General features: G+C 32.7%; 23 protein-coding genes and 1 tRNA gene. 16 read left to right on the top strand and 8 right to left on the bottom strand.

Features of this window, described 5'->3' with window-relative positions:
- The 10 genes from BSF41_RS23740 to BSF41_RS11095 form a co-directional block, all read left to right on the top strand.
- A partial coding sequence (locus tag BSF41_RS23740) for a DUF6438 domain-containing protein (protein WP_095929556.1) occupies positions 1-975 on the top strand: 975 nt, incomplete at its 5' end.
- A 156-nt stretch (positions 976-1131) separates the two neighbouring features.
- Positions 1132-1204, top strand: a tRNA-Lys gene (locus BSF41_RS11135).
- A gap of 124 nt (positions 1205-1328) precedes the next feature.
- Positions 1329-2045 carry a hypothetical protein gene (locus BSF41_RS11130; RefSeq protein ID WP_095929555.1) on the top strand — a complete coding sequence of 239 codons (717 nt, stop codon included), beginning with the start codon at positions 1329-1331 and terminating at the stop codon, positions 2043-2045.
- Between the two features lie 133 nt (positions 2046-2178).
- Positions 2179-2679 carry a hypothetical protein gene (locus BSF41_RS11125; protein ID WP_253251808.1) on the top strand — a complete coding sequence of 167 codons (501 nt, stop codon included), beginning with the start codon at positions 2179-2181 and terminating at the stop codon, positions 2677-2679.
- A gap of 217 nt (positions 2680-2896) precedes the next feature.
- The gene (locus BSF41_RS11120; RefSeq protein ID WP_095929553.1) at positions 2897-3796 is read left to right on the top strand and encodes a MerR family transcriptional regulator; all 900 of its coding nucleotides are present in this window, start codon (positions 2897-2899) and stop codon (positions 3794-3796) included.
- A 39-nt stretch (positions 3797-3835) separates the two neighbouring features.
- Positions 3836-5302: an NAD(P)/FAD-dependent oxidoreductase gene (locus BSF41_RS11115; RefSeq protein ID WP_095929552.1), complete on the top strand. Its 1467-nt coding sequence runs from the start codon at positions 3836-3838 to the stop codon at positions 5300-5302.
- A 4-nt stretch (positions 5303-5306) separates the two neighbouring features.
- Positions 5307-6146 carry a phytoene/squalene synthase family protein gene (locus BSF41_RS11110; RefSeq protein ID WP_095929551.1) on the top strand — a complete coding sequence of 280 codons (840 nt, stop codon included), beginning with the start codon at positions 5307-5309 and terminating at the stop codon, positions 6144-6146.
- A 252-nt stretch (positions 6147-6398) separates the two neighbouring features.
- Entirely contained in the window at positions 6399-6839 is a 441-nt protein-coding gene (locus tag BSF41_RS11105; RefSeq protein ID WP_095929550.1) for a sterol desaturase family protein, read from the top strand.
- A gap of 62 nt (positions 6840-6901) precedes the next feature.
- Positions 6902-7372: an SRPBCC family protein gene (locus tag BSF41_RS11100; RefSeq protein ID WP_095929549.1), complete on the top strand. Its 471-nt coding sequence runs from the start codon at positions 6902-6904 to the stop codon at positions 7370-7372.
- Positions 7373-7584: 212 nt separating this feature from the next.
- On the top strand, positions 7585-8880 hold the full coding sequence (locus BSF41_RS11095; RefSeq protein WP_095929548.1) for a deoxyribodipyrimidine photo-lyase: 1296 nt from the start codon (positions 7585-7587) through the stop codon (positions 8878-8880).
- 238 nt (positions 8881-9118) lie between these two features.
- Here BSF41_RS11095 and BSF41_RS11090 read toward each other — a convergent pair whose 3' ends face one another.
- Positions 9119-10423: an AarF/ABC1/UbiB kinase family protein gene (locus BSF41_RS11090; protein ID WP_095929547.1), complete on the bottom strand. Its 1305-nt coding sequence runs from the start codon at positions 10421-10423 to the stop codon at positions 9119-9121.
- On the bottom strand, positions 10423-11082 hold the full coding sequence (locus BSF41_RS11085) for a TetR family transcriptional regulator C-terminal domain-containing protein (RefSeq protein WP_095929546.1): 660 nt from the start codon (positions 11080-11082) through the stop codon (positions 10423-10425). Before BSF41_RS11085 ends, BSF41_RS11090 begins: the two co-directional genes overlap by 1 nt.
- A 98-nt stretch (positions 11083-11180) precedes the next feature.
- Between BSF41_RS11085 and BSF41_RS11080 the strand changes: the two genes are divergently transcribed.
- Positions 11181-12092 (top strand): TIGR01777 family oxidoreductase, encoded by a 912-nt coding sequence (locus BSF41_RS11080; RefSeq protein ID WP_095929545.1) that lies wholly within the window; start codon positions 11181-11183, stop codon positions 12090-12092.
- Between the two features lie 3 nt (positions 12093-12095).
- Here the strand turns inward: BSF41_RS11080 and BSF41_RS11075 are convergent, their stop codons facing one another.
- The 5 genes from BSF41_RS11075 to rmuC all read right to left on the bottom strand — a co-directional run bounded on the left by BSF41_RS11075 (position 12096) and on the right by rmuC (position 15866).
- Entirely contained in the window at positions 12096-12662 is a 567-nt protein-coding gene (locus BSF41_RS11075; protein ID WP_172426887.1) for a YceI family protein, read from the bottom strand.
- 232 nt (positions 12663-12894) lie between these two features.
- Positions 12895-13347, bottom strand: a complete 453-nt coding sequence (locus BSF41_RS11070; RefSeq protein ID WP_095929543.1) for a hypothetical protein — start codon at positions 13345-13347, stop codon at positions 12895-12897.
- Positions 13348-13368: 21 nt separating this feature from the next.
- Entirely contained in the window at positions 13369-13764 is a 396-nt protein-coding gene (locus BSF41_RS11065; protein WP_095929542.1) for a VOC family protein, read from the bottom strand.
- A gap of 42 nt (positions 13765-13806) precedes the next feature.
- Positions 13807-14355 (bottom strand): acyl-CoA thioesterase, encoded by a 549-nt coding sequence (locus BSF41_RS11060; RefSeq protein WP_095929541.1) that lies wholly within the window; start codon positions 14353-14355, stop codon positions 13807-13809.
- Positions 14356-14492: 137 nt separating this feature from the next.
- Complete coding sequence (rmuC, locus tag BSF41_RS11055) at positions 14493-15866, bottom strand: DNA recombination protein RmuC (protein ID WP_095929540.1); 1374 nt, start codon at positions 15864-15866, stop codon at positions 14493-14495.
- Between the two features lie 184 nt (positions 15867-16050).
- Between rmuC and BSF41_RS11050 the strand changes: the two genes are divergently transcribed.
- The 5 genes from BSF41_RS11050 to BSF41_RS11030 all read left to right on the top strand — a co-directional run bounded on the left by BSF41_RS11050 (position 16051) and on the right by BSF41_RS11030 (position 20235).
- The gene (locus BSF41_RS11050) at positions 16051-16926 is read left to right on the top strand and encodes a protease complex subunit PrcB family protein (RefSeq protein WP_095929539.1); all 876 of its coding nucleotides are present in this window, start codon (positions 16051-16053) and stop codon (positions 16924-16926) included.
- Positions 16927-16933: 7 nt separating this feature from the next.
- The gene (locus BSF41_RS11045) at positions 16934-17335 is read left to right on the top strand and encodes a hypothetical protein (RefSeq protein WP_095929538.1); all 402 of its coding nucleotides are present in this window, start codon (positions 16934-16936) and stop codon (positions 17333-17335) included.
- An 87-nt stretch (positions 17336-17422) separates the two neighbouring features.
- The gene (locus tag BSF41_RS11040; protein WP_235831011.1) at positions 17423-17938 is read left to right on the top strand and encodes an RNA polymerase sigma factor; all 516 of its coding nucleotides are present in this window, start codon (positions 17423-17425) and stop codon (positions 17936-17938) included.
- Complete coding sequence (locus BSF41_RS11035) at positions 17935-19680, top strand: hypothetical protein (RefSeq protein ID WP_095929536.1); 1746 nt, start codon at positions 17935-17937, stop codon at positions 19678-19680. The genes BSF41_RS11040 and BSF41_RS11035 overlap by 4 nt, the downstream gene beginning before the upstream one ends.
- A 45-nt stretch (positions 19681-19725) precedes the next feature.
- On the top strand, positions 19726-20235 hold the full coding sequence (locus tag BSF41_RS11030; RefSeq protein ID WP_095929535.1) for a MepB family protein: 510 nt from the start codon (positions 19726-19728) through the stop codon (positions 20233-20235).
- A 273-nt stretch (positions 20236-20508) separates the two neighbouring features.
- On the opposite strand, the gene BSF41_RS11025 is transcribed toward BSF41_RS11030, so the two are convergent.
- Positions 20509-23955 (bottom strand): T9SS type A sorting domain-containing protein, encoded by a 3447-nt coding sequence (locus BSF41_RS11025; protein ID WP_095929534.1) that lies wholly within the window; start codon positions 23953-23955, stop codon positions 20509-20511.
- Positions 23956-24234 lie beyond the last annotated feature (279 nt).

The raw sequence follows: 24234 nt of genomic DNA, 5'->3' as shown, positions 1-24234 counted from the left end.
CCATTTGGCTCGCCTAAAAGAGGATATATATTTTTAAAAAACAATATAGCCGAGAACAAAACTGGTTATTTTAAAACAATTAATGCTGCAGAAAGAGAAAACAGAAAGACATTTTTTTTAGGAACTACAACTAAATATAAAATCGAAAATGATAGTTTAAAAATTTTCAACTTAGAAAGCAAAACTTGGGAATATCAGAAATTAAGTTCGATAACAGGAGACACATTAACAACAAAAATAGGTGATAGCATATTTGTAAAATACGCAAGAATAAAATACAAAATCAATCCAAATGAGAATTATGACCAAATTATAGTTTCTTCTTCAGGCTGCTATGGCTCTTGCCCCATTTTAAATATAAGCATTGACAACAATGGCAATATTATCTATTATGGACAAGAGTACAATACACAAAATGGCCTTTTCAAATCTAAAATTACCAAAGACCAATATCAAGAAATTCAAACCAATTTTAAAAAGTCTGACATACTAAATCTCGAAGATAATTATGAAGGAAGCTGGACAGACGACGAGACCGTCACTATAACATTTGTAAAAAACAACAAAATTATAAAGACGATCCGCGATTACGGAAGACAATCACCTACTGCATTAGTTTGGGCATACACACCTGTTCGATATTTATACCAACATATAAAACTGACTCCATTAAAAAAAGAAAAATTTTTATTTCCAATATGGAGAATCAGTTTCAGAAAAGGGAATCAGATTTGTGATTTAACAAAATCTGAAAGCTTTTATTTATTTACAGAAATCCTTAAAGGCAAAGAAACAAACGATACTTTTGAACACCAATACTATATCGAATTCTGGAATGATCAAGACAAAAAAGAAATAATTTATACAGATGGAAGATATTTCAAATCCAAAGACAAAACTATTGACATTGGCTATAATTTCATGATATCAAACAATTTCATCACAAAATTTAGACTAAAAGACAAATACGATTAACTTCTATCTTATTTTTTATTTAAAAAAGAATCTATTTATTTCACTACAAAACAAACACTTACCCCTCTCATGAAAATTTATTTCAAAATTCATTTAAAAAAAGGCTTGATAAGCTAAATAAAGTACTTATATTTGCACCCTCATTGAAGAAATGAAGACTCGATAGCTCAGTCGGTAGAGCACATCACTTTTAATGATGGGGTCCTGGGTTCGAGCCCCAGTCGGGTCACAAAAGGTCAAGTAATTATTTTACTTGGCCTTTTTTGTTTTAGAATTATTCCTCTTAGAATTTATATCTACATAATCAATGATAAAATAAACTACATTAGCTTAATTGCATTAATTAAGCATCTATGAAAACCAAAGCATTACTTATTTCTACATTTTGCCTTCTTTTTTTCTCCTGCCAAGAAAAGACAAAAAGCTACAAAAAAAAAGCAACCAACATTATTACTGACAAAAACAATTCTCAATCAAACAAGGAAAAGGCAACTCTAGAAAGAGACACAATAACTATTGAATATCTTAATAAATATAATCCGTACGATTACGAAACCAAATTAAGCAATGGATACAGTTTAGAATTTAAATATTTTCAGGAAGATAAAAACAGCCCCATTGAAATGTGTTTAAATTTAAAAAAAGGAGACAAAACTATCGACACATTAAACATTATGGGATATGGCGCACCTCATAAAAATCTAGGATATATTGGCGCAGACTACAATAAATATTTCGTTTTTGTAAATTCATTTGGAAGCGGAAATCCACATGATTTCAAACTAATCGAAAAACAGAATGGCAAAATAATAAAATCAGGATTTATTGTAGACAGTTTTAAAAACCCAGAGCTTCTTTTGTATGCGAAAGGCTACGGTTCTTTAATGCTATATGATCTAGAAAAGAAGAAAGACAATTTTATAGAGAATCTAAATCAATCAAAAGTAATTGACTGCATGGTTAGTGAACTAAATCAGGTTGTAAAAATAAAAAAAGCCACTAAAAATTACGTTTTTATAGAAATTGAAAATCATGAAAACAAAGTAGTCAGTAAGAAATACCATCGCTAAACGCCTTTTAATACACGAAATATCAAAGCTCCTTTTTTTCTAACCAATATTTAAAAAAAGAAATTTTCTCACAAGATAAAAACTTTCTTAAATTCGTTGGGAAATAATTAAATCACTAATCCCAAATTAGTTTATGAAAAACCTACTATTAGCATCACTTATTATGATGTCTTGCTCAATCTGGGCACAATCAGCAACAGGCTATTTTGACAAAGCCATGAAAAAAGCTGAAGCTGGAAATACAAAAGGCGCCATCGCCGATTACACCAAAGCTATCAGCATGAATTCTAAATTTGTCGAAGCTTATCAGAACCGTGGTGTAGCAAAATTCAAGCTAAACGACTTAAAAGGCGCTCAAGCTGATTTTAGCAAGACAATCGAGTTAGACGACATGAATGCAGATGCTTTTACTGGCAGAGCCAATGTCAATTACAAACTGCAAAACTACGAAGGAACTATTGAAGATTGCACCGCTTCTCTAGGTTTAAACCCGAAAGATTATGTCGCCTACAATTTAAGAGGATTGGCCTATAACAAAATTGGCGATAAGAAAAATTGCTGTAAGGATTTTACAAAAGCAATTGAGTTAGGAAGCCAAAGCGCCGCAAAAAACAGAGCCACTTTCTGCAAATAATACATAAAGCAAAAAAATAAGAACAGTCTGTCAAGATTTTAATCTGATAGGCTGTTTTCTTTTTTATCAAAGTAATATATTTCTTAAGAAATAAATACCTGATTTTAGGTAAAAAATATATTATGAATACGTAAACCTCTAATTCTCTATCTTTTTAATTTAGTTTTAATGTCGAATCTAAGATTTTATTTTACATTTGTTGACTTAATCGCGAAAAATGATAAACAATATTAAAACTGTTTTCAGCATTAAAGATCTTGAGAACTTATCTGGAATAAAAGCGCATACCATACGCATCTGGGAAAAGAGATACAATATCCTTGAACCTATGCGAACCGACACTAATATTAGATTTTACAATCTTCATAACCTGCAGAAACTTTTAAACATTACGTTACTGCATGAATACGGCTATAAGATTTCTAAAATTGCAACCTATCCTGAAGAAAAAATACCACAACTGGTACGCGAAATAATTTCGAAGAAAAATTCTCAAAACTACGCCATCACTTCTTTTAAAATGGCGATGATGAACTTTGATCAAGAATTATTCTTCAATACATTCGATTGGCTTATTACCGAAAAAACATTTAAAGAAGTTTTTAAAGAACATTTTTTACCTCTTTTAAAAGAGTTGGGATTACTATGGCAGTCTGAAACAATTACTCCTGCAAATGAACATTTCATGAGTCATTTAATCAAGCAGAAAATATTGATTTATACAGAAAGCCTTCAAATTAGAAAACCAATTAAAACCGATCGAATTTTTGTTTTATCACTTCCGTTAAACGAAATTCACCAAATCGGATTATTATACCTGCAATACGAAATTCTTGACAAAGGCTACAAAACCATTTATTTAGGAGAAAGTATGCCAATTGAAAACCTGCAGGATTTAACCAAACATTTTGAGAACATTACGTTTATTTCCTTTATGACTGTTCAACCAGACCGAAGCGTAATTAATCAATATGTAAAATCTATGGGACAGAAATTATTGCAGAAAAACAACGAAATCTGGCTTATGGGTAAAATGGTTGAATACATTGATGAGAAAGTCCTAACAGACAGAATTCGAGTTTTTGATTCGATGGAAGAAACTATTAACATGCTTTAATTTATTTTTGTTTAAGTTTTTCTTATATTTGTTAAACAAATGAGAAAAACTATCCAAATAATAGGCTCAGGCTTCTCTTCTATGGCGGCCGCATGTTACCTTGCTCAACAAGGAAACAAAGTTACTGTTTACGAAAAAAACAGTACAATTGGTGGGCGCGCTAGGCAATTTAAAGAAGATGGTTTTACTTTCGACATGGGACCAAGCTGGTATTGGATGCCCGATGTTTTTGAACGCTTTTTTCAAGACTTCAATAAAAAACCTTCTGATTATTATGAACTGATAAAATTAAACCCGGCTTATCGTGTTTATTTCGGAATGGATGATTTCATCAGCATTTACGATAATCTAGAAGAGATCAAATATACTTTTGAAACGATCGAAAAAGGAAGCGGTCAAAAACTGCAAAGCTTTATTGACCAAGCCAAAAGCAATTATGACATCGCAATCAAAGATTTGGTTTATCGCCCTGGAGTTTCTCCTCTTGAATTAATTACCAAAGAAACGGCATTAAAACTCAATCAGTTTTTTAAAAACGTAAGTACCGATATTCGGAAAAATTTCAAGAATGAAAGATTAATTCAAATTCTTGAATTTCCAGTTTTATTTCTTGGAGCAAAACCAACTAAAACACCTTCTTTTTATAATTTTATGAATTATGCCGATTTCGGTTTAGGAACTTGGCATCCTAAAACTGGAATGTTTGATGTTATTCGAGGAATCGAAAAATTGGCATTAGAACTTGGCGTAACCATTAAAACCAATTCGCCAATTGATAAAATAATTGTTGAAAACAAAATAGCGAAAGGAATTGTAATTAATGGCAAAACCCTTAAGGCAGATATTGTTTTGAGTGGTGCCGATTACCATCATTCGGAAATTCTACTCGAAAAAGAACACAGAATGTATTCTGAAAAATATTGGGAAAGCAGAGTTTTTGCTCCCTCTTCTCTCCTGTTTTTTGTTGGCTTCAATAAAAAAATAGAAAACATTTCGCATCACGCTTTATTTTTTGATGTTGATTTCAATCAGCATGCTGCAGATATTTACGATAATCCAAAATGGCCCGATGCACCTTTATTTTATGCCAACTTCCCATCCAAAACAGATGTTACTGCAGCGCCAAATGGCATGGAATCTGGATTTTTCTTAATTCCGCTAGCGCCCGGAATCGAAGATAACGAAGCATTACGAGAAGAATATTTCGAAAAGATTATCACTCGTTTTGAAGAACTTACGCAACAAGAAATAAAAAATAGCATTATCTTTAAGAGATCATTTTGTAAGAACGATTTTGTAAGCGACTATAACGCCTACAAAGGAAATGCTTACGGAATGGCCAATACACTTTTGCAGACCGCTTTTTTAAGACCAAAACTAAAAAGCAAAAAAGTCAAGAATCTATATTTTACAGGACAATTAACTGTTCCTGGCCCAGGTGTTCCGCCTGCTTTAATTTCAGGAAAACTCGCAGCTGAATTAATTCAAAAATCTTTTAGATCTTAAAAAAATGAAATCACTATTCGACGCCGTTTCTTTCAAATGCAGCAAACTGGTAACCAAAAATTACAGTACTTCATTTTCTTTAGCCGTAAAAATGCTTTCGCCAAGCATTCGAGATGCCATTTACAGTATTTACGGATTTGTTCGTTTTGCTGACGAAATTGTGGATTCATTTCACGATTATGAAAAAGAATATCTGATTGAAGATTTCGAAAAAGAATATTACAAAGCAATGCAATTGGGCATTAGTTTAAATCCGATTTTGAATTCATTTCAACAGACTGTAAAAGAATACAACATTAGCGATGATTTAGTTCAAGCTTTTCTAAAAAGCATGAAAATGGATCTTATAAAGTCAAATTACCAAACGCAAACCGAATACATAGATTACATTTACGGTTCTGCAGATGTTGTCGGATTAATGTGTTTGAAAGTTTTTGTATCTGGAAAAGAACATAAATACGAACAGCTGAAAAACGAAGCTATGCGTTTAGGTTCTGCTTTTCAGAAAGTCAATTTTCTAAGAGATTTAAAAGACGATAATACGATCTTGAATCGCACTTATTTTCCTGGCGTAAATCTGAATAATTTCAACGAAGATTCTAAAAATCAAATCATCAAAGAAATCGAAGAAGATTTTAGAATTGCCTATCAAGGAATTGTAAAATTACCAATCGAAGCCAAGTTTGGCGTTTACACCGCTTATGTTTATTACAAAAAACTACTTCAAAAGCTAAAACACACGCCTTACTACGAGATTGGAAATTCGAGAATTCGTGTTTCTAATTATACCAAAGCGGGGCTTTTGGCGCAGTCTTTTGTGACTTATAAATTGAAGCTGGTTTAAATTCCTTCAACTTTGTAATTACGATTAAACAAACAGTTTGTCTTTCTGAGCGAAGTCGAAGAACCGCTAGAAGCTCGCCAAAGATTAGATTCTCGTTGCAGAGCTACTTGCGTTCCTTCGACTTCGCTCAGGATGACAAAAATGACAAAATCAGCAATTTTTAAAAACTATTTTTTTGAGTCAATCTTTTATAATCCAAAGCTAAACTCCAAACCAATAAAACGATAATTTTAAAACCTCAACATTTATAAAATGATTTCTTTTTTAATCTTTTTAGGCGTTTTTCTTTTCATGGAATGTGTTACGTGGCTCACGCATAAATACATAATGCACGGGTTTATGTGGTATTTTCATGCTGATCATCATCAGCCGAAATACGAAAATACCTTTGAGCGTAACGATATTTTCTTCGTCATTTTTGCCACTCCAAGTATTATTTTATTCTACTTTGGCGTTCAAGGCGGATTTAACTATTTGTTTTTCATTGCCTGCGGAATCACACTTTACGGCGTTTGTTATTTTCTAATTCACGATGTCTTGATTCACCAGCGTTTTAAATGGTTTAAAAACACCAAAAACAAATACCTCATCGGATTACGAAAAGCCCATAAAATACACCACAAACATTTACAAAAAGAAAAAGGAGAATGTTTCGGAATGTTGTTCGTACCATTCAAATATTATAAAATGTAGCATTATTTGGGGCGTTACCTTTTCTTTTGTGTCTGCCCTTGATACAAGAAAAATTTGTGATTATGAAATTATATAAGATAGTTACCGTACAACATATAAATGCAAGTGTAGAAGATTGCTGGGATTTTTTCTCAAGTCCGAAAAATCTGCAGACCATTACCCTCGATAATATGAATTTTCAAATTCAGGATTACGACGGCAAGCGCATGTATCACGGGCAAATAATTGCATACACCTTAAGACCTCTTTTCGGAATTAAAACCTCTTGGGTTACCGAAATTACGGCTTGCCAAGAAAACGAATATTTTGTAGACATTCAGCAATTTGGACCTTATAAACTTTGGCATCACAAGCATTTCTTTGAACCAACACCAGACGGAGGAACCAAAATGACCGACATTGTTCATTATGCTCTTCCATTCGGAATCTTAGGCCGAATCATGAATAGCTTAGTCGTAAAAAACAAACTGAAAAGTATTTTCGATTACAGATTTAATAAAATTGAAGAATTATTTAATTCTAAAAAAGCTTAAAAAATTTAAACACATAGAATCATAGATTTTAGATTTACAAAAAAAGGCGTTTCACTTGCATAAATACACATAGCTATGTGTTAGAAACTAGTTTCTTTCTAAACTCTTTTTAAAAGAAAAGTAAAATCTATGTTTCTATGTGTTGAGAAAAATAGCCCAGAGAATAAAAAATCATTTGAAATCCATTAATCTGTGGCAAAAAATAAAAAAAAATGACAAAACAAAAAGTTACTTTATTCTGGTTTAGACGTGATTTGCGTTTAGAAGATAACACAGGATTATTTCATGCTTTACAATCCGATTTTCCTGTTGTACCTCTTTTTATTTTTGATGATGATATTTTAGAGCATCTTCCAAAAAACGATGCGAGAGTAACTTTCATTTATGATTCATTAGAAAAAATAAACTCAGAATTAAACTCATTTGATTCTTCCATTTTAATCAAAAAAGGAAAAACAAATGCCGTTTGGAAATCTTTAATTGAGGAATTTGACATTCAAGAAGTTTTCTTCAATAAAGATTACGAGCCATTTGCCATTAAACGCGACAGCTTGATTTCATCTTTATTAAAAGAAAATAACATTCAATCGCTTTCTTTTAAAGATCACGTAATCTTTGAAGAAAAAGAAATAACCAAAGCAGACGGACTTCCTTATACCGTTTACACACCTTACAAAAACAAATGGTTGGAGAAATACAATCTTTCTGGATCTGCTCCAGAATATGATTCGACGCCATATCAATCTAATTTTTCGAAAAACAAATTCAAGTTTCCAGATTTGGCTGAAATAGGTTTTGAAAGAAGCTCTATAAAAGTTCTTCCGCACAACTTAACGCAAATTGCCCAATATAAAGAAACCCGAGATTTTCCTGCCTTGGACAGCACTTCTTATCTTTCGCCGCATTTACGCTTTGGAACAGTAAGCATCCGAAAATTAGTAAACTGGGCAAACCGAAAAAATCAAACTTTTTTGAGCGAATTAATCTGGAGAGAATTCTTTATTCAGATTCTATTTAGTTTTCCAAATTGTGTTAATCATAATTTTAAGTCCAATTACGACGGAATTCAATGGCGAAATAACGAAGAGGATTTCAAACGTTGGTGTTCTGGAACAACAGGATATCCGATGGTCGATGCTGGAATGCGACAATTAAACGAAACAGGCTATATGCACAATCGCGTGCGTATGGTCGTAGCTAGTTTTCTTTGCAAACATTTACTGATTAACTGGCAGTGGGGCGAAGCATATTTCGCAGAAAAACTTTTAGATTTTGAATTGGCTTCAAATGTAGGAAATTGGCAATGGGCAGCAGGAACAGGCTGTGACGCTGCTCCTTATTTCAGAGTTTTTAATCCCGAAATTCAACAAAAGAAATTTGACGAAAAAGGGAAATATATTAGAAAATGGATTCCCGAGTTTGATTTTGGTTACGCAGAACCTATGGTTGATCATGCTTTTGCGAGAGATCGAGCGATTGCGACTTATAAGAAGGGAATACTTAAGTAAAATTCCAATATAAAAAATCCAAATTCCAATTATACACAATCTTGTCATCCCGAGGAACGAAGGATCACACTAGAAACTCTGCAATCAGAATCGATAATCTTGTAGAGTTACGAGTGTGATCCTTCGTTGCTCAGGATGACAACTAAATAAAAAAAACTTTGTCAAAGTTTTAAACTTTGACAAAGTTCTATACATAAAGTTCAGCCAACCTGAAACTTGAAACCTGAAACAAAAAAACTTAATATTTCAAATAGTCGTTCACCACAATTTTAGCTTTCAAATCAAACATTAAATTGTATAAACCAAAGAAAGTACGGTTCATGTAAATAAAGTGCTTAGAACCTCGATTTCCGTTCATTTTTTTCAAGTTTGTATCTTCTGAGAAACGTTTTCCTAATTCGGCAATTGCATTAAAGAATTTTTCATCGGCAAAATCGAAAGTTTCGTTTTGAAAAGGTTTTGTAAAAAGCGACAATAAATCATGAAACATTTCGGTGAAATATTCCACTTCTGCAGGCGTGTCATCTTTGCGCAGAATTTCTAATTCGAATAATTTCTCATTGAAAAGCTTTTGGTCTGTAATTACATTTTTATTGATCAATTCGAAATAGGGCGTATAAAAATCTTCTGGGATTTGTTTCATACAACCAAAATCTAAAGCGATTAATTTGTTTTGATCGTCAACCAAAAAATTCCCTGGATGCGGATCTGCATGTACTTTTCGTAAAACATGAATCTGATACATGTAAAAATCCCAAAGCGCCTGACCCAATTTATCACCCGCTTCTTGATCTTTATTTAGGGCCGTAAATTCAGAAAGATGAATTCCCGTCATCCAATCCATTGTTATAATTTTCTCTGATGAAAATTCTGGATAGTACTTCGGAAAAGTAATGTTTTCAATTTTACTGCAAGCATCAACAACTTCCTGACTTTGTTGTAATTCTAAAAAATAGTTGGTTTCTTCAATTAGTTTGTCTTCAACTTCTTTAAAGTATTTATCAGAATCTTTTCCTTGAAGATTAAACATTCTAATCGCAATTGGTTTTACCAAAGCTAAATCTGACGAAATACTATTGGCAACTCCAGGATATTGAATTTTAACCGCCAGTTTTTTATCGTTTTTCTTTGCCAAATGCACCTGACCAATACTTGCCGCATTTACAGAATTCGGATTGAACTCGTCAAAAATTTCGTAAGGTGTTTTTCCAAAATTGCTTTTGAACGTTTTTAAAACCAAAGGAGCAGAAAGTGGCGGAACAGAAAATTGAGATAAAGAAAATTTTTCTACATAAGCTTGAGGCAGAAAGTTCTTATCCATACTCAGCATCTGAGCTACTTTTAAAGCGCTTCCTTTTAAGCTTTTTAGTCCGTCATAAATATCTTCTGCATTGTTCTCATTTAGCTTATCGCGGGTTAAATCTGGGTTTACCATTTTTTCGGCATAATGCTTTACATAGTTTACACCAATCTTAGCACCAGTCTGAACCAATTTTCCCGCTCGTTCAATTTTAGAAGTTGGGATATAATCAATTGTTTTCATTATCTGCTGTGTACTTTTTCTTTAAACAAAAATTTTCCAAAATCAATCAGATGATTCATTGGTGCAACATTCATTAACTCAAATGAAGCGTTAACCGATTTTTCAATAAAAATATCCGTTTTCTCAAAAGCAGGAGATTCATCTTCCATCCAAAATTTAATGGTCATCATCAATTGTAACCAAGAAGATTCTTGAATGGCTTTTTCTTGAAATTTCTGGAATCTTTCTTGCTCTAATCTGTAATCATCTGTTAAAATCTCAGCAACATAGTCTTTGAAACTATTTCGAAGTGTTGTTAACTGAACTAAATTTTTGATTGGGTTTCGATCTATTTTAAGGGATTGCAAAACATAACTTCTGTTGGCTGTCAGGATTTCGAAGAAAGTAAAATAAAAACTCAGCATTTTATTCTTCATATCATATCCCTGATATTCTTCATTCTTGTGAAGAAGATTAACCGTGTTTTCAAAAAACAATCGAAATATTTCTTTTTCTAAACCTTCTAATGTTCCGAAGAAAGTATAAAACTCAGCTTCAGTAAAATCATTTTCTTTGGTAAAATGATAAACCGATTTTGGTTTTTGACCTTTTTCTAAAACTTCTTCCATATATTTTGAAACGATATCATCTTTGGTAATTACCTTTTTTTTAGTCGCCATTTTATTAAAATTTAGAATTTGCCATAAAGGTAAACATTGTTTAAGTACCTTTACTAATCATTAAACACGATACACTGTTAAAAATATTATAAACTATTATGGCTCAAAATGTTCTATTAACAGGCGGAACTGGTTTCGTCGGTAAATATTTGACAGATGTTCTGATCGAAGCAGGTTTTTCTGTATCCATTTTGAGTCGTTCTGATAGAGAAAACAACGGAAGAGTCACATATTACAAATGGGATCTAAAGAAAAACTACATTGACAAAAATGCAGTTCTAAATGCCAATTACATTATTCATCTTGCTGGCGAAGGAATTGTAGAAAAAAGGTGGACCAAAAGACGCAAAAAAGCCATTATTGAAAGTCGCGTAAGACCGGTTGAAATGATCTATTCTATTTTGGAAATGAACAATAAAAAATTGGAAGCCTTTATTTCTGCTTCAGGCATCGGAATTTATGGCGCCATTACTAGTCATAAAATCTGTACTGAAAATACCCCTCCAGCCGATGATTTCCTTGGCATTACTTGTCAGAAATGGGAAAATGCTGCGGATAAAATTGGTTCTTTAAATATTCGAACAGTCAAAATTCGAACTGGAATTGTTTTTGGAAAAAACGAAGGTTTCTTAAAAAAAATGGTTCCCACATTTAAATCTGGCTTTGGTGCTGTTTTGGGTTCTGGCAAGCAATATCTTCCTTGGATTCATATTGAAGATTTGTGCCAGATCTATTTAAAAAGCATTGAAGACACCAAACTCGAAGGTGCCTACAATGCATGTGTAACCGACAATACCACAAACTCCCGATTTTCTAAAACTATGGCCAAACTTTACGATTACAGTATCTGGATTCCTAAAGTTCCGGCATTTGTATTAAAAATTCTACTGGGACAAATGAGTGAGGCCATCTTAACAGGACAGCGTGTTTCTTCAGAAAAAATTCAGAAAACAGGTTTTGAGTTTCAATTTACAGATTTAGAAAAGACGCTTATTAATTGCATTAAGTAATTCTTATTTCAAAGTCAGCATGGTCTCATCACTACGAATAATTCCCGTTAGTTCGGTATTGGCTGTTTTTGCAATTTTCGATGCTATAGGAGTTGGAATATTAATATTAAAATCGGATACTGCGATTGGAAAATCTGAAATTATCTGAATTCCCTCTGGAACTCTTTTAATCAAAGCTTTTACAATAATCTCCTTCGATTTTCCGCGTAGGTTCAGTTTCCCTTTTATCTGATATTCTTTTTCTACTTCATTAATATTTTTCAAATCAAATTTTTCAATCTTGCCTTTAAACACCGCTTTCGGATAGCGATTGCTTTGCATGTAATTTTCATTGAAATGCTCTTGCATTAAGTCCAATTTGAAACGAAAATCTTTGATGATAACAGTACAAATAAAAGTACTTGTTTTAGGTTCTAAAAGTATAGCAACTTGTCTATTTACAGCTCTCACTTCTTCAAACAGAGGAACAGACGCCTCAAAGTTTATTGTTCCCGTATTAGTAAAAAATTTGTCTTGGGCAATGACTGAAAAGGCCGTAAAAAATAAAAATAATAAAGTAGTTGTTTTCATAATCGTCTGCATTTAAACAATTATGTCATTCAATTTATCTGGACTAAGAGAAAATAAAAAATCAGATTCTTAATAATCTGAAAAATCGAACGGCAATACTCAGTGAAAAAATTCCGTAACCCAATAATTATACTTAAAGTTACGGAATTTATGCATGCAAAGTTTTGGTACTTATGCTAAATATTTGTGAATGTTTTTTGTTGTAAAATGAGAACCGTGAAAGGCAAAATGTTTAAGATCTTCCTTTTATTAAAGCAAAAGTTACATTTGCAAAGAACAGAAGTTGAGTTCCTAATAATACACAAATCAAAATCAAGATTCCTGATTCTATTCTTTGATTAAAATTTGAGTCATTTATAACTGACAATATATCTCCCGGAACAATTTCTCTAAAAAATTTAGGCAAAATAAAAACTATAAACAAACCTATTAGGCTTATTAAAACGTGAGAAACTGTCATCCAATTTATTAAAACAAAATTTAGTTTCAGCATACCAAAATAACCCAAAGACAATATTCCACAAAAAAATGAAACAAGAATCATTAAGTGTTTCCAAGAGATTACAAAATAAGTCGCATGAATATTGAGAACAATGGTTTCATTCCCTTTATAAAAGCCATATAGTAAAAGAACTACTATTAATCCTAAAAACACAAAATAAGGTTTGTTCTGTATGTAATTCATTTTCAAAAAAAGACTTTTACATTAACCTTTTACTTCTGTACAAATCTCGATTAAAAAGCCATTTAAATCTCTTGCGTACGCTACAACTTGTCCCCATGGTTTTTCTACAGGTTCTGAAACCATAACTGCTCCAAAAGAAGTGGCTTTCTGTAAAACTTCAGGTACATTCTCTACTATAAAACCAATTTCTATTGCAAAAGGTTTGTCTTCTAAACTGCTTTCGATAAAACCATCAGGTAAATTCTTTGAAGCTAGTTTTTTTGAAGCAAATGAAAGTGTTGTTTCTCCTGTAATTAATTCGCCATAATCGCCATCTGGCGAGACAAATTTTCTCGAAAATCCAAATGCGTTTTCATAAAATGCAATAGATTCTTCGACATTTTCAACGTATAAAATTGTATATCCAAACTTGATCATATTTTCTAGTATTTAATGTATAACTCCTAAATATAAGAAAATTTAGCTGATTTCTAATAGAACATTATATTTTTCTAGGCTTGCTAGATCTTCGATAGAATTTATATTGGCTAATTTTTCGTGTTCTTCAACTTCTTTTCGAACTTCAATATGTTTTATTGCTTTTCTAAAACGACGCACTTCTTGCAAATTAGACAGAATCAATCCTGGAACCTGAACGCTTTTTCCTTCTTTATCTTTGGCAACCATTGTAAAATAAGACGAATTACAATGTTTAATAACTCCTGTCTGAATATTTTCTGCTTCTACACGAATTCCTACGACCATAGAACTTCTTCCGACATAATTGACAGAAGCCTTCATGGTAACCAATTCTCCAACTTCAATTGGTTTCAGAAAGTTTACGGTATCTACTGAAGCGGTTACACAATAATTTCCACTAAATTTTGATGCCGATGCAAAGGCAATTTGATCTAATAATTGTAAAATATATCCCCCGTGAATTTTTCCGCTAAAATTAGTATGCGAAGGCAACATTAATTCTGATATACTAACTTTTGATGATGAAACGGGCTTAAAATCTGTACTCATGTTTTTGTTTTTGGTATTGTTGATTAGTTGTATTCTATATTCTATATTCTATATTCTATATTCTATATTCTATATTCTATATTCTATATTCTATATTCTATATTCTATATTCTTTTCTCTTGCTTCTTAGCTCTTTTCTAATTCAATAATTCATTCTCATCTGAATTGATCGCTCTTGCAATAATATTTTCTGGAAGCGCCTTTTTTGCCTTTGCTCCCATTTTCTTTAATCTTTCTACGCTCGAAATTAAGTTTCCTTTTCCGTCAACCAATTTATTCATGGCGCTTTCGTATTCTGTTTTTGTGTCTTTAATTTTATTTCCAATTCGCACTAAATCAGAAACAAAACCTTCAAATTTATCATACAACGCTCCGGCTTGTCTTGCAATCTCCAAGGCGTTTTCCTGCTGTTTTTGATTGGTCCACATGCTGTCAATTGTTCTTAACGTTGCCAAAAGTGTACTTGGCGTTACAATTACAATATTCCGGTCAAATGCTTTTGTGTATAAAGAAGGATCTTCGTTTAAAGCAATTGCAAAAGCAGGTTCCATCGGAATGAACAGCAGTACAAAATCTGGGCTTTCCATATGGTACAAATCGTGATAGTTTTTACTGCCCAACTGTTCCACATGTCTTTTTATAGAGATTACGTGTTCTTTAAGAAATTCTATTTTTAAAAGTTCAGATTCTTCGTTAACCCATTTTTCGTAAGCGGAAAGCGAAACTTTAGAATCGACAATCATTTTTTTACCGTCTGGAAGATTAATGACAACATCTGGCAAAACGCGATTTCCTTCTGCATTGGTAAAACTCTGCTGCACTTCGTATTCCCTTCCTTTCTCTAATCCAGATTTCTCTAAAACGCGTTCTAGAACCAATTCGCCCCAATTTCCCTGCATTTTGCTGTCGCCTTTTAATGCTTTGGTAAGGTTTAAAGTTTCCTTGCTCATTTGCGCGTTCATCTCGCTCAAACCAATAATCTGCTGACGAAGCGCTGCATGATAGTCGATACTTTCTTTATGAGTCTGCTCTACTTTTTGCTCAAAAACAAGAATCTTATCCTGCAAAGGCGTCAGGATATTTTTCATGTTCACGGTATTTTGTTCGGTAAACTTTGCCGATTTTTCTTCTAGAATTTTGTTAGCAAGGTTTTCAAATTCTTTGGTGAATTTTTCTTGAAGTTCATTGATTTCACTTTTTTGCTCTTTATGGCGTTCCCATAAATTTTCAAAATCTACTTCTTTTTTAGAAAGCTGAATGGCCAAACTATCTTTTTCTGTTCGAATGTTTTCTTTCTCAGTAATACTCAGCTGCAATTGTTTCTGCAAATTATTTTTTTCGTTTTCAAACTGCTCTTTCTGCATTTGCAATTGACCGTTTATGGCATTTAATCTTTCCTCAGAAATAGCTTTTTCTGACTGAAATTTTGATGCAGAAAGCATTCTGCCTACGTATATGCCTATAAATAGCGCAACAACAAATCCTAATAAAAACGGTATATAATCGGTCATAACTAAGTCTATTTTACGTAAAAGTACGCAATAATACGTAGTGCTTAGTTTTTAAAATAGAAATTTCACTAATTCATTCCCAATCCAAACTAAACCAACATTTTATTTCAAAAAAAAAATTCACCTCAACGCAACCTTTTTTTGAAACCCCTATCTACTAAAATATAAACCTATTAAAATAATTATGAAAAAATTAATGCTTGGCTTATTTGTAGCCTTCGGATTCAGCGCCTGTTCTCTCAATGACGGAAATAACTATGTAGATTGCGGTACAAATACAGTTGTAAATTTTACTGGTTTTCCTTTCTCTTGTAATTATACTGAAAAAACATTACAAAATAATCCAGCGGCAATTGTTGTGGGATCTCAAGAAAAAATGAATGAGTATTTCACAAAACATGCGAACAGCTGTCCTGTTGCAAGTGACCCAAATATTGATTTTACAAAAGAATATTTAGTTGGAATTTTTGCCGGTGCTAAACCTACAAGCGGTTACGAAATTGTAATTAGCTCTATTGTAGAAAACAATTGTGAAATCGTGGTAAACTATTATGAAAGAACTCCTGCTGTGGGCGAAAACGTAACTCAAGCTCCTACATACCCAACTGATTTTGTTTTGATTCCGAAAACATCAAAAGGAATGATCTTCAATAAAACTACAGAAAATGCAGATAATATTATTATTGGAAGCTTCAATAACCAATGTTTAAGCTCAGACTGTCAAAAATTCTATCAGATTAATGATTACAACACTTTAAAATTCTTAAATGTTGGAGCAAAACAATATGATTTTGGGCAATACAGATATACTCCAACCATCAAAAGAGGCGAATATACTCTATTATTAAAAGATGTTCCTGCAGAGATTTTGGCTTTAAAAGGACAAACTAAAACATATGGTACTCCTGATGCTGGAGATCAAGGCGGAATTTATTTTGAATTGCGTCAAGGAGCAAGCCTTACTAAGGTTTATATTGACAACAACGACACTGCAGACCAAAGTGCCGAAATAAAAATTTTCAAAAAAACGATTCAAGAAAAAATTACAAGCTTAAAATAATACAATCATGAAGAAACTCTTTTTATCTTTTATTGTCTGTTTTCTTTTTACATCAATGATTTCTGTAAATGCTTCTAGAGAAGAAGCGGCAGGATCAATAATAAATACTTGGATTTGGGAAAAATCTATAGGAGGTTCTAACAATCCTTATGTGGCGACCCCAAAATCAATTGGGTTTAACAAAAAAATCATCTTTACTCAAGATGGAAGGGTTATTACTTATAAAGACAATGTGGAGATAAGAAACAGCGCTTATCAGATAGAGAAAGGAAAAGGGTATTTTGACCAGTCGGAACATGATCTAATTACGTTTGAAGGCAAAACTTACGTAATAGAAAACCTTGACAATCAAAACCTAACAATTGTAAGCAACAGTCAAGACGGTACTCGAACTATTTTTAAAAGATAGTTTTGTAAGCTATTTAAAACTATTTTTGCAAAATCAAATTTGAACCATTTCTTGAAAGACGAGTTAGAAAAATATATCAAACTGTGCATGAAAAATGACAGGGAGGGACAACTGAAAATTTATCAGTTGTTCTCTCCTGTTTTGTATGGTATCTGTTTGAAATATATGAAGAACGAAGATGACGCGAAAGATGTTTTTCAGGAGGCCTTTGTAATTGCGTTTCAGAAAATAAGCCAATATAAATTTGAAGGAAGTTTTGAAGGCTGGTTGAAACGGATTTTTATAAACAAGCTTATCGAGACTTTAAACAAAAAGAAAAAAGAGAGTTTCTTTTTGGATGTTTTTGATCCCGATACCGATTTTGTTGAAGAAGAGGAACTGGAAGCTATTCCGATAGAACAGGAAAAACTGCTGGAATACATTCGGGATTTACCAGATCAATATCGGACGGTTTTTAACTTGTATGTATTTGAAAAAATGAAACACAGAGAAATCGCCGAACTCTTAAAAATCTCCGAAGGGACATCAAAATCAAATTTAAATCGCGCCAAGCATATATTACAAAAGCGAATTTTGAGCATAAAAAATTTTAAAACAGCATGAAGAAGCAAAAAATAGAAGATATTTTTTCATCAATGGAAGACTTTTCGAGTGTTCCACCTCCAGAGTTATGGAGTCAGATTGAAGAAAAACTAGACAAACCTAAAAAGAAGAAGCGAGTTGTTCTTTGGTGGTCGGCTGCTGCATGCTTATTATTAGGGTTGCTTCTGCCTTCAATATTACATTTTACTGCTTCGCCTGAAAATATAAAAATCAACAATGGCGGTTTAGAAAACAGCAACAATACTGTTGTTTTGGATAAAAAAACAAACGATAATTCTAACAACAGAAATTTAGATCAAAATAAAAATCTTGGCAAAACAGCAGATTCTTTAGACCACAATTCGACAAGAAAAAATCAATTCAATACAGAATCAGGAATTCCAGTTCAAGAAACTTCTGTAGCGGAAACAAATTCTAAAAACGAAACCACTAAAAAAGATTCTAAACACATTGCACCAACTCCTGCTAATGTTCCGAATCAATCTGTGGCTTATCAAAACTCGAGTTCATCAGAAGAAAAAGCAATTGCAAAATCTTCTAAAAAATCTAGTACAGGAGTTCCAGCAAATACTCCGAACCAATCTGTTGCCTATCAAAACTCAGGTTTAACAGAAAATAAATCTATTTTGGAATCTTCTAAAAAATCTATTTTAGAAAACAATGCAAAATCTTCTAATAAAGGAATTTCTGAAGAAAGAGTTGCATTTGGCAAACAAAACAAATTTAATTCGACAGCAAAAAAACAGCTTTCCAATTCGATTTTTGAAGAACAGATTGCTCCAAAAAACAATAAAAATCTTGCTTTCAATAATCAGCGCTATTCTGCAAATAATAACTCTTTTACAAACAGCAATGCATATAATTCAAATAATGCGGTTTCTAGTAAAAATGAGAATAAACGCAATGACAAAGCAGTTATTATAAAAGACGATGTAAAAATCACCAACAGTTTGAGCAAAACCGATTCTATGCAGTTGGCTGAACTTCAGAATTTAGAAAAAGGAATCTTAACTCCAGAAAAGGAAAAAGAAGAAAAAGAGAAAAAAGACAATCTTATCAATAAAAAAGAAAGATGGGCCGTTGCCGTTTTTGCTGGTGTTGCAAGTTCTGAGAACACCAAGAACGAAAAAACATTGGGTAACGTAAACGATTCTAAACAATCTAATTCTTATGGTGTAAAAACAAAATACAGCATTAACAAAAAATGGGCTGTTGGTTCTGGTTTAAAAATTAGCGAATTAGGACAAAGTGTTGCCAATGTCTCTTATCTATCTGCCAAAAGCAATGCTTTTTTTGCTCCTGATAGTTATCCAGTCGCTTCGTCTAACGCACCAGCACAAGATTATCTTTTGATTTCAAATAGTACAAAAGAAGCTCTAAAAAGTGAAAATGTACAAACAGGTAAATTGGATCAAAATTTAAGATATGTAGAAATGCCTCTTGAGGTTTCTTATTCTATTTTTAATAAAAATAAAGCCAGCATTAATTTAAATACAGGTGGTTTTGTGGGCAAATTAATTTCTAATAGTGTGAATTTGGATGGACATTCTATAGGAGAAAACATGAATGCGAATGATTATGTTTATGGTTCTACTTTGAGTAGTACGGTTCAATATCGTGTGTATAAAAAAACCAATGTTTTTGTTGAGCCTGCTATGAATTATTATATCAATCCGTTAAACAGTCAGTCTTTCAACCAATTCCAATGGGGATTAAATTTTGGTTTGAATGTTTCTTTCTAAAACAAATTTGCAGTAAATTTCAAGAATACTTGAGAATTGAATTTTATGAATTTTACTACAGCTCCTGCTGATTTATCATTAAGCAAAGAAATCGTTTATGATAAGGCTGAATTATTAATAACTTCTGTTGAAAAAGAAAGCGAAAGCGACGAATACAGCGCCTATCGTTTTCTGCTAAACAATAAAAACATTTGTTATCGCGAGGCCAAAATAACTCCAACCAAAACAGGTCAGTTTGTTACTCTATGGAAACGAAATCAAACTGGAACGATAGAACCTTTTGATTATTCTGATGCTATTGATTTTGTAATTGTCAATGTTCGAAAAGATCAGAATTGGGGTCAATTTATTTTTCCGAAGAAAACGCTACTTGAAAAAGGTATTTTTTCTACCCAAAATAAAGAAGGAATTAGAGCGACAAGAGTTTACCCGCCTTGGGATGAAACTACGAGCAAACAAGCACAAAAAACTCAAAAATGGCAATTGGATTATTTCTTTTCTTTTACCGATCGAGATCAAATTGATTTAAATGAAATCAGAAAAATATTTGCATAAAAAGCAAGCTGTCTCAAAAGGACAGCTTTTTTTGTAAGCTTCGGAGAAGCGAAATATTTATAGTAAAGTATAAATGTTTACAACAGAAAGCTCCGGAGGAGTGACATGTTTATGTTGCAGAAAAAACATGTCACTCCTCCGGAGCTTTTTTTATTTGTGTTGTTTTAGCTCTATAAATATTTTACCCCGCTGGGGTTTTAGAGAGAAAGAATCTTTCGTTCAACAAAAAAAGCTGTCCCTTTGAGACAGCTTTTTTCTTTTCTTGAAAATCAATTATTTCTTGATGATTTTATCTTTGAAAATTACTTTATTATTTTCTGTAACTGTGTAGAAATAAACTCCAGAAACTAGATTACCAACTGCAACAACTGCTGTACTAACTTCAGATTCATTTTTAACGCTAATTGGATTTCCAATCGCATGACCATTAAAATCGTATAATCTAATTTTCAAATCTCTCCCTAAAGTTGTTTTGATATCAAAATTCAAAACATCTGTTGCAGGATTTGGATATGCTTTTACGAAATATTTATTTTTCCCAAAATCAGGTGTAGAAAGCACGTCTTTTTTCAATTCGAAACGAGCAATTACTGGTCCGTGATCTGAAGTTGTTGTCGTATAATTTGCGATATCATTTCTTGGATCGTAAACTGCAATTGAGTTGGCGATATAATCTTCATTCAATTCGTTTGAAATTAAGATATGATCTAAAAATCCTTGCGAACTTAAGAAACTATATGCTCCAGCCTGACTAATACCTAATGTTAATGCATTGTAATTAGTAGTATCATCTACAAATTTCTTATAAGACGAAGCTGTATTTGCATTTCCAACCCACGCTTTTACATCGTCATTAAAATCTCCTAAAAGAATTAAATTTGCATCTGGATATTCAGCATCTAATGCATCTTTTAGATAGTCAATATCATACTTACGCTGATTGTATTTTGAAATATCAGTTCCGCTGTTTGCACGTGCGTGAAGATCAATCAAGTTAATTTCTTTTTTAACTCCGCCAACATTAGCTTCAACCTGAACCAAATAAGGAAGACGTCCTGATGAGAAAAAACTATCATCGTTTTTTTCTGGAGTATCTGTTCCTGGATAACCTGGTAAAACTACCGTGTTAAAACGAACTTGATCGTATAAATCTTTGAACAAAACTTTTGTGCTTTTTACAGTAGTCGTTTGCGTATTGTAAATTACAACCAATTTTTGAGGTGGAAAATACGGATCTAAAGCTTGGAATGAGTAAGACCAAGAAGTTGAAATTGTTTTATCGAATGTTTTTCCGTTAACACTAATTTTTTGAATTAAAACATCTAGTGCCGGTTCATCTGAAACTTCTTGAACTACATAAACGTCAGCATTTAATTTGTTCATTACTTTAGCCACGTTTTCTATTTGCAACGCATCATTTGTTGGTCCAAATTCTTTACCCGTTTTATCTTTAACATCAGTTCCAAAAAACTCTAAATTATAAGACACCACATCATAAGTATCTTCCTTTAATATAGAAGATCCCGTAAATGAACCAATTTCTTTATTTAGAGAGGTTCCTGTAATAGTTAAAACACCAGAAATAGTTGGTTCTTTTGTTGTTGGTGCAAATCTCGCATAAACTGTTTTTCCTATTAAGGCATCTGCAGAAGAAACAATAATGCTTGACGCAAATGAGATATTATCTCCCGATAATTCATACGAAGCTGGAGCAGCAATAGTAATATCACCATAACCTGCCGCATTAAAAACAAAAGACTGACTAGCAGAAACTGAATTCGGGCTTACATCTGCAAAATCTAAACGCGGGTTAGAATCTACATATTTCGATTCGTCCATAATAGCAAAGTCATCAAAAGACCATTCTGCAGCATTATCAAGTCCGCCAGAAGTAGTTTCGTAAACCCAAGCCAAATACGTATGATCTGTTTTATAAGCGGCTAAATTTATAAACTCAGATTTTGCATAACTTCCTGTAGTTTCCGGAAATTTACCATTTAGTGGTATCCAAATTGCTGTGTTTGGGTCGCTAACTCCATCATAATTGGTTGAAACCATTAATTTTAAAGATGGTCCATCATAAAATTGACGAGAATAAAAAGATAATAACGGAATTTGAGTAAAGCCATCTAAACGTAATCTTGGAGAAATTAACCAATCTTTACTTGCTCCACTGTCTGAATATCCATTCATTAAAACCGCTCCAGTTCCAGAATTAACATTTCGAGATTGTGTAGTGTGAGTCCATTGGTTTATAGGTCCTGCTTCATTGTATTGTGACCATTTACTGTTTACAAAAACATTTGGATCGTCAAAATTTTGTACATAAGGATTTACTCCAAAAGCAGTCAAATTAACTGTTTTAGTTGTACCGCCTGTTGTTTCATGAGTTATAGAACCAGTGAAACTGCCAACAGAAGTTGGAGTGAATTTTACATAAACCGTTGGTGTCGCATTAGAATCAAAATCAGTAGGAACAAATGATAAAGATGTTGAGAATGTCGTATTATCTTTTGAAATAGTAAAACTTCCTGATGCAGTAACTACTACATTCGCAGTAAGATCAGAAGCTCCTATTTGGTAGCTTTTTGTTAAAGGATCAAAATTTGGTTCAGTACCTCCTAAATTCAATACAGCAACAGATGGAGAAATCGCAGGAGGCATCACACTGAGTGTTGTAACATCTGTTTTACTAACTGAATTTTGTAAATTATCATAAGGATCCTCAGAAATAGAGAAAACACTATAAGCAGTATTTAAATTTAATCCCGTAAAACTTTTTACATATTCCTGAGCTGGATTTGTTATATCAAAAACCCCAGATTGCAGTGCTGCGGTTCCGTTTGAATCCTGTCCTGCTTTTATTTGTGCAACTGTTGGTTCTGTACTGCCACCAGGCAATAGTACATAATATGTCTTTCCGATTTCATCTATTTTATCAATAAAATCGAAACTATCACCTAAAACATTAGTTGCCTTTGGATAGCCTGTAATATTAACTGGAGCAAAAAGATCTTTTTCAATATCTATATTATCAATTGCAAAAGATGGACGAGAACCCGCACCTGAAATTTGTCTTGAAATCCATCTAATTTGAATTTCCTCCTGATTATTACATGCTGCTGGTAAAGTTACTTTTATAGTCTGAAGATTTTGCGGTTCGGTAGTATTTCCAGTTTGCAAAACTGTATTATTAGTATAAACTGTCCCTAACAAAGATGTAAACTCTCCAGTTGTTCCAATACGATATTGCAATACCATTTCATTTATTCGGCTTGAAACTGGATTTCCAGGAAGCCCATATGGATTACGAATAGTCATTGCATCATATTTAACCCTCACATTTGTTACTCCAGAAGTTGAAAAGGCAAAACCAATAGTATAATCAACACTTCCAGTGTTTAAAAAGCCTAGTTTACCATCATAATTATAAACATTCCCCGTTCCAGATGCAGCAGACGCTGGCAAATTAGATGCAACAGCTGCCAAAACTGCATTGGCTACAGGCGCAATAGTTTTAAAATTGGCTCCTGGTTGCCCGGTAACTGTCCATCCCTGAAAACCAACAGGGTATGCAGTAGTAGTTCCGGCTACTAATTCCTCAAAATTTTGCGTGTAAGGTATTGAACGTTTATCTGGCATTGTCTGTGCACTTAGCACCAGACAGTAGAAAAAACTTAAAAAAGTCATTACATGACGAAAAGAGTAATTGTTTTTCATACGTTAAAGAATAGAGTTTTTAGAGTTCAAATTTATTGTCTTTAAAATTAAGCTAATGTTACAAAACCATAAACTTAATGTTTGGTCATTTATCAATATAATTCAATAAAACTTAACACAATCTTAAAGATAATAAAATAAAATCAATAAAAAACACCTAACACAAAACATTATTCAAAACATCAGTTACATCAAAAAACCTCACAAACGCCCGTATTTCCTACAAATTCAGCTTATTTTAAACAAAAAAAGCAGTAAACTTTCGCTTACTGCTTTTTT

The organism is Flavobacterium sp. ACN2 (genome assembly GCF_002303885.1).
Classification (GTDB): Bacteria; Bacteroidota; Bacteroidia; order Flavobacteriales; family Flavobacteriaceae; genus Flavobacterium.
Note: the sequence above shows the minus strand (reverse complement) of the source record. Positions and strands in the feature narration are given on the sequence as shown.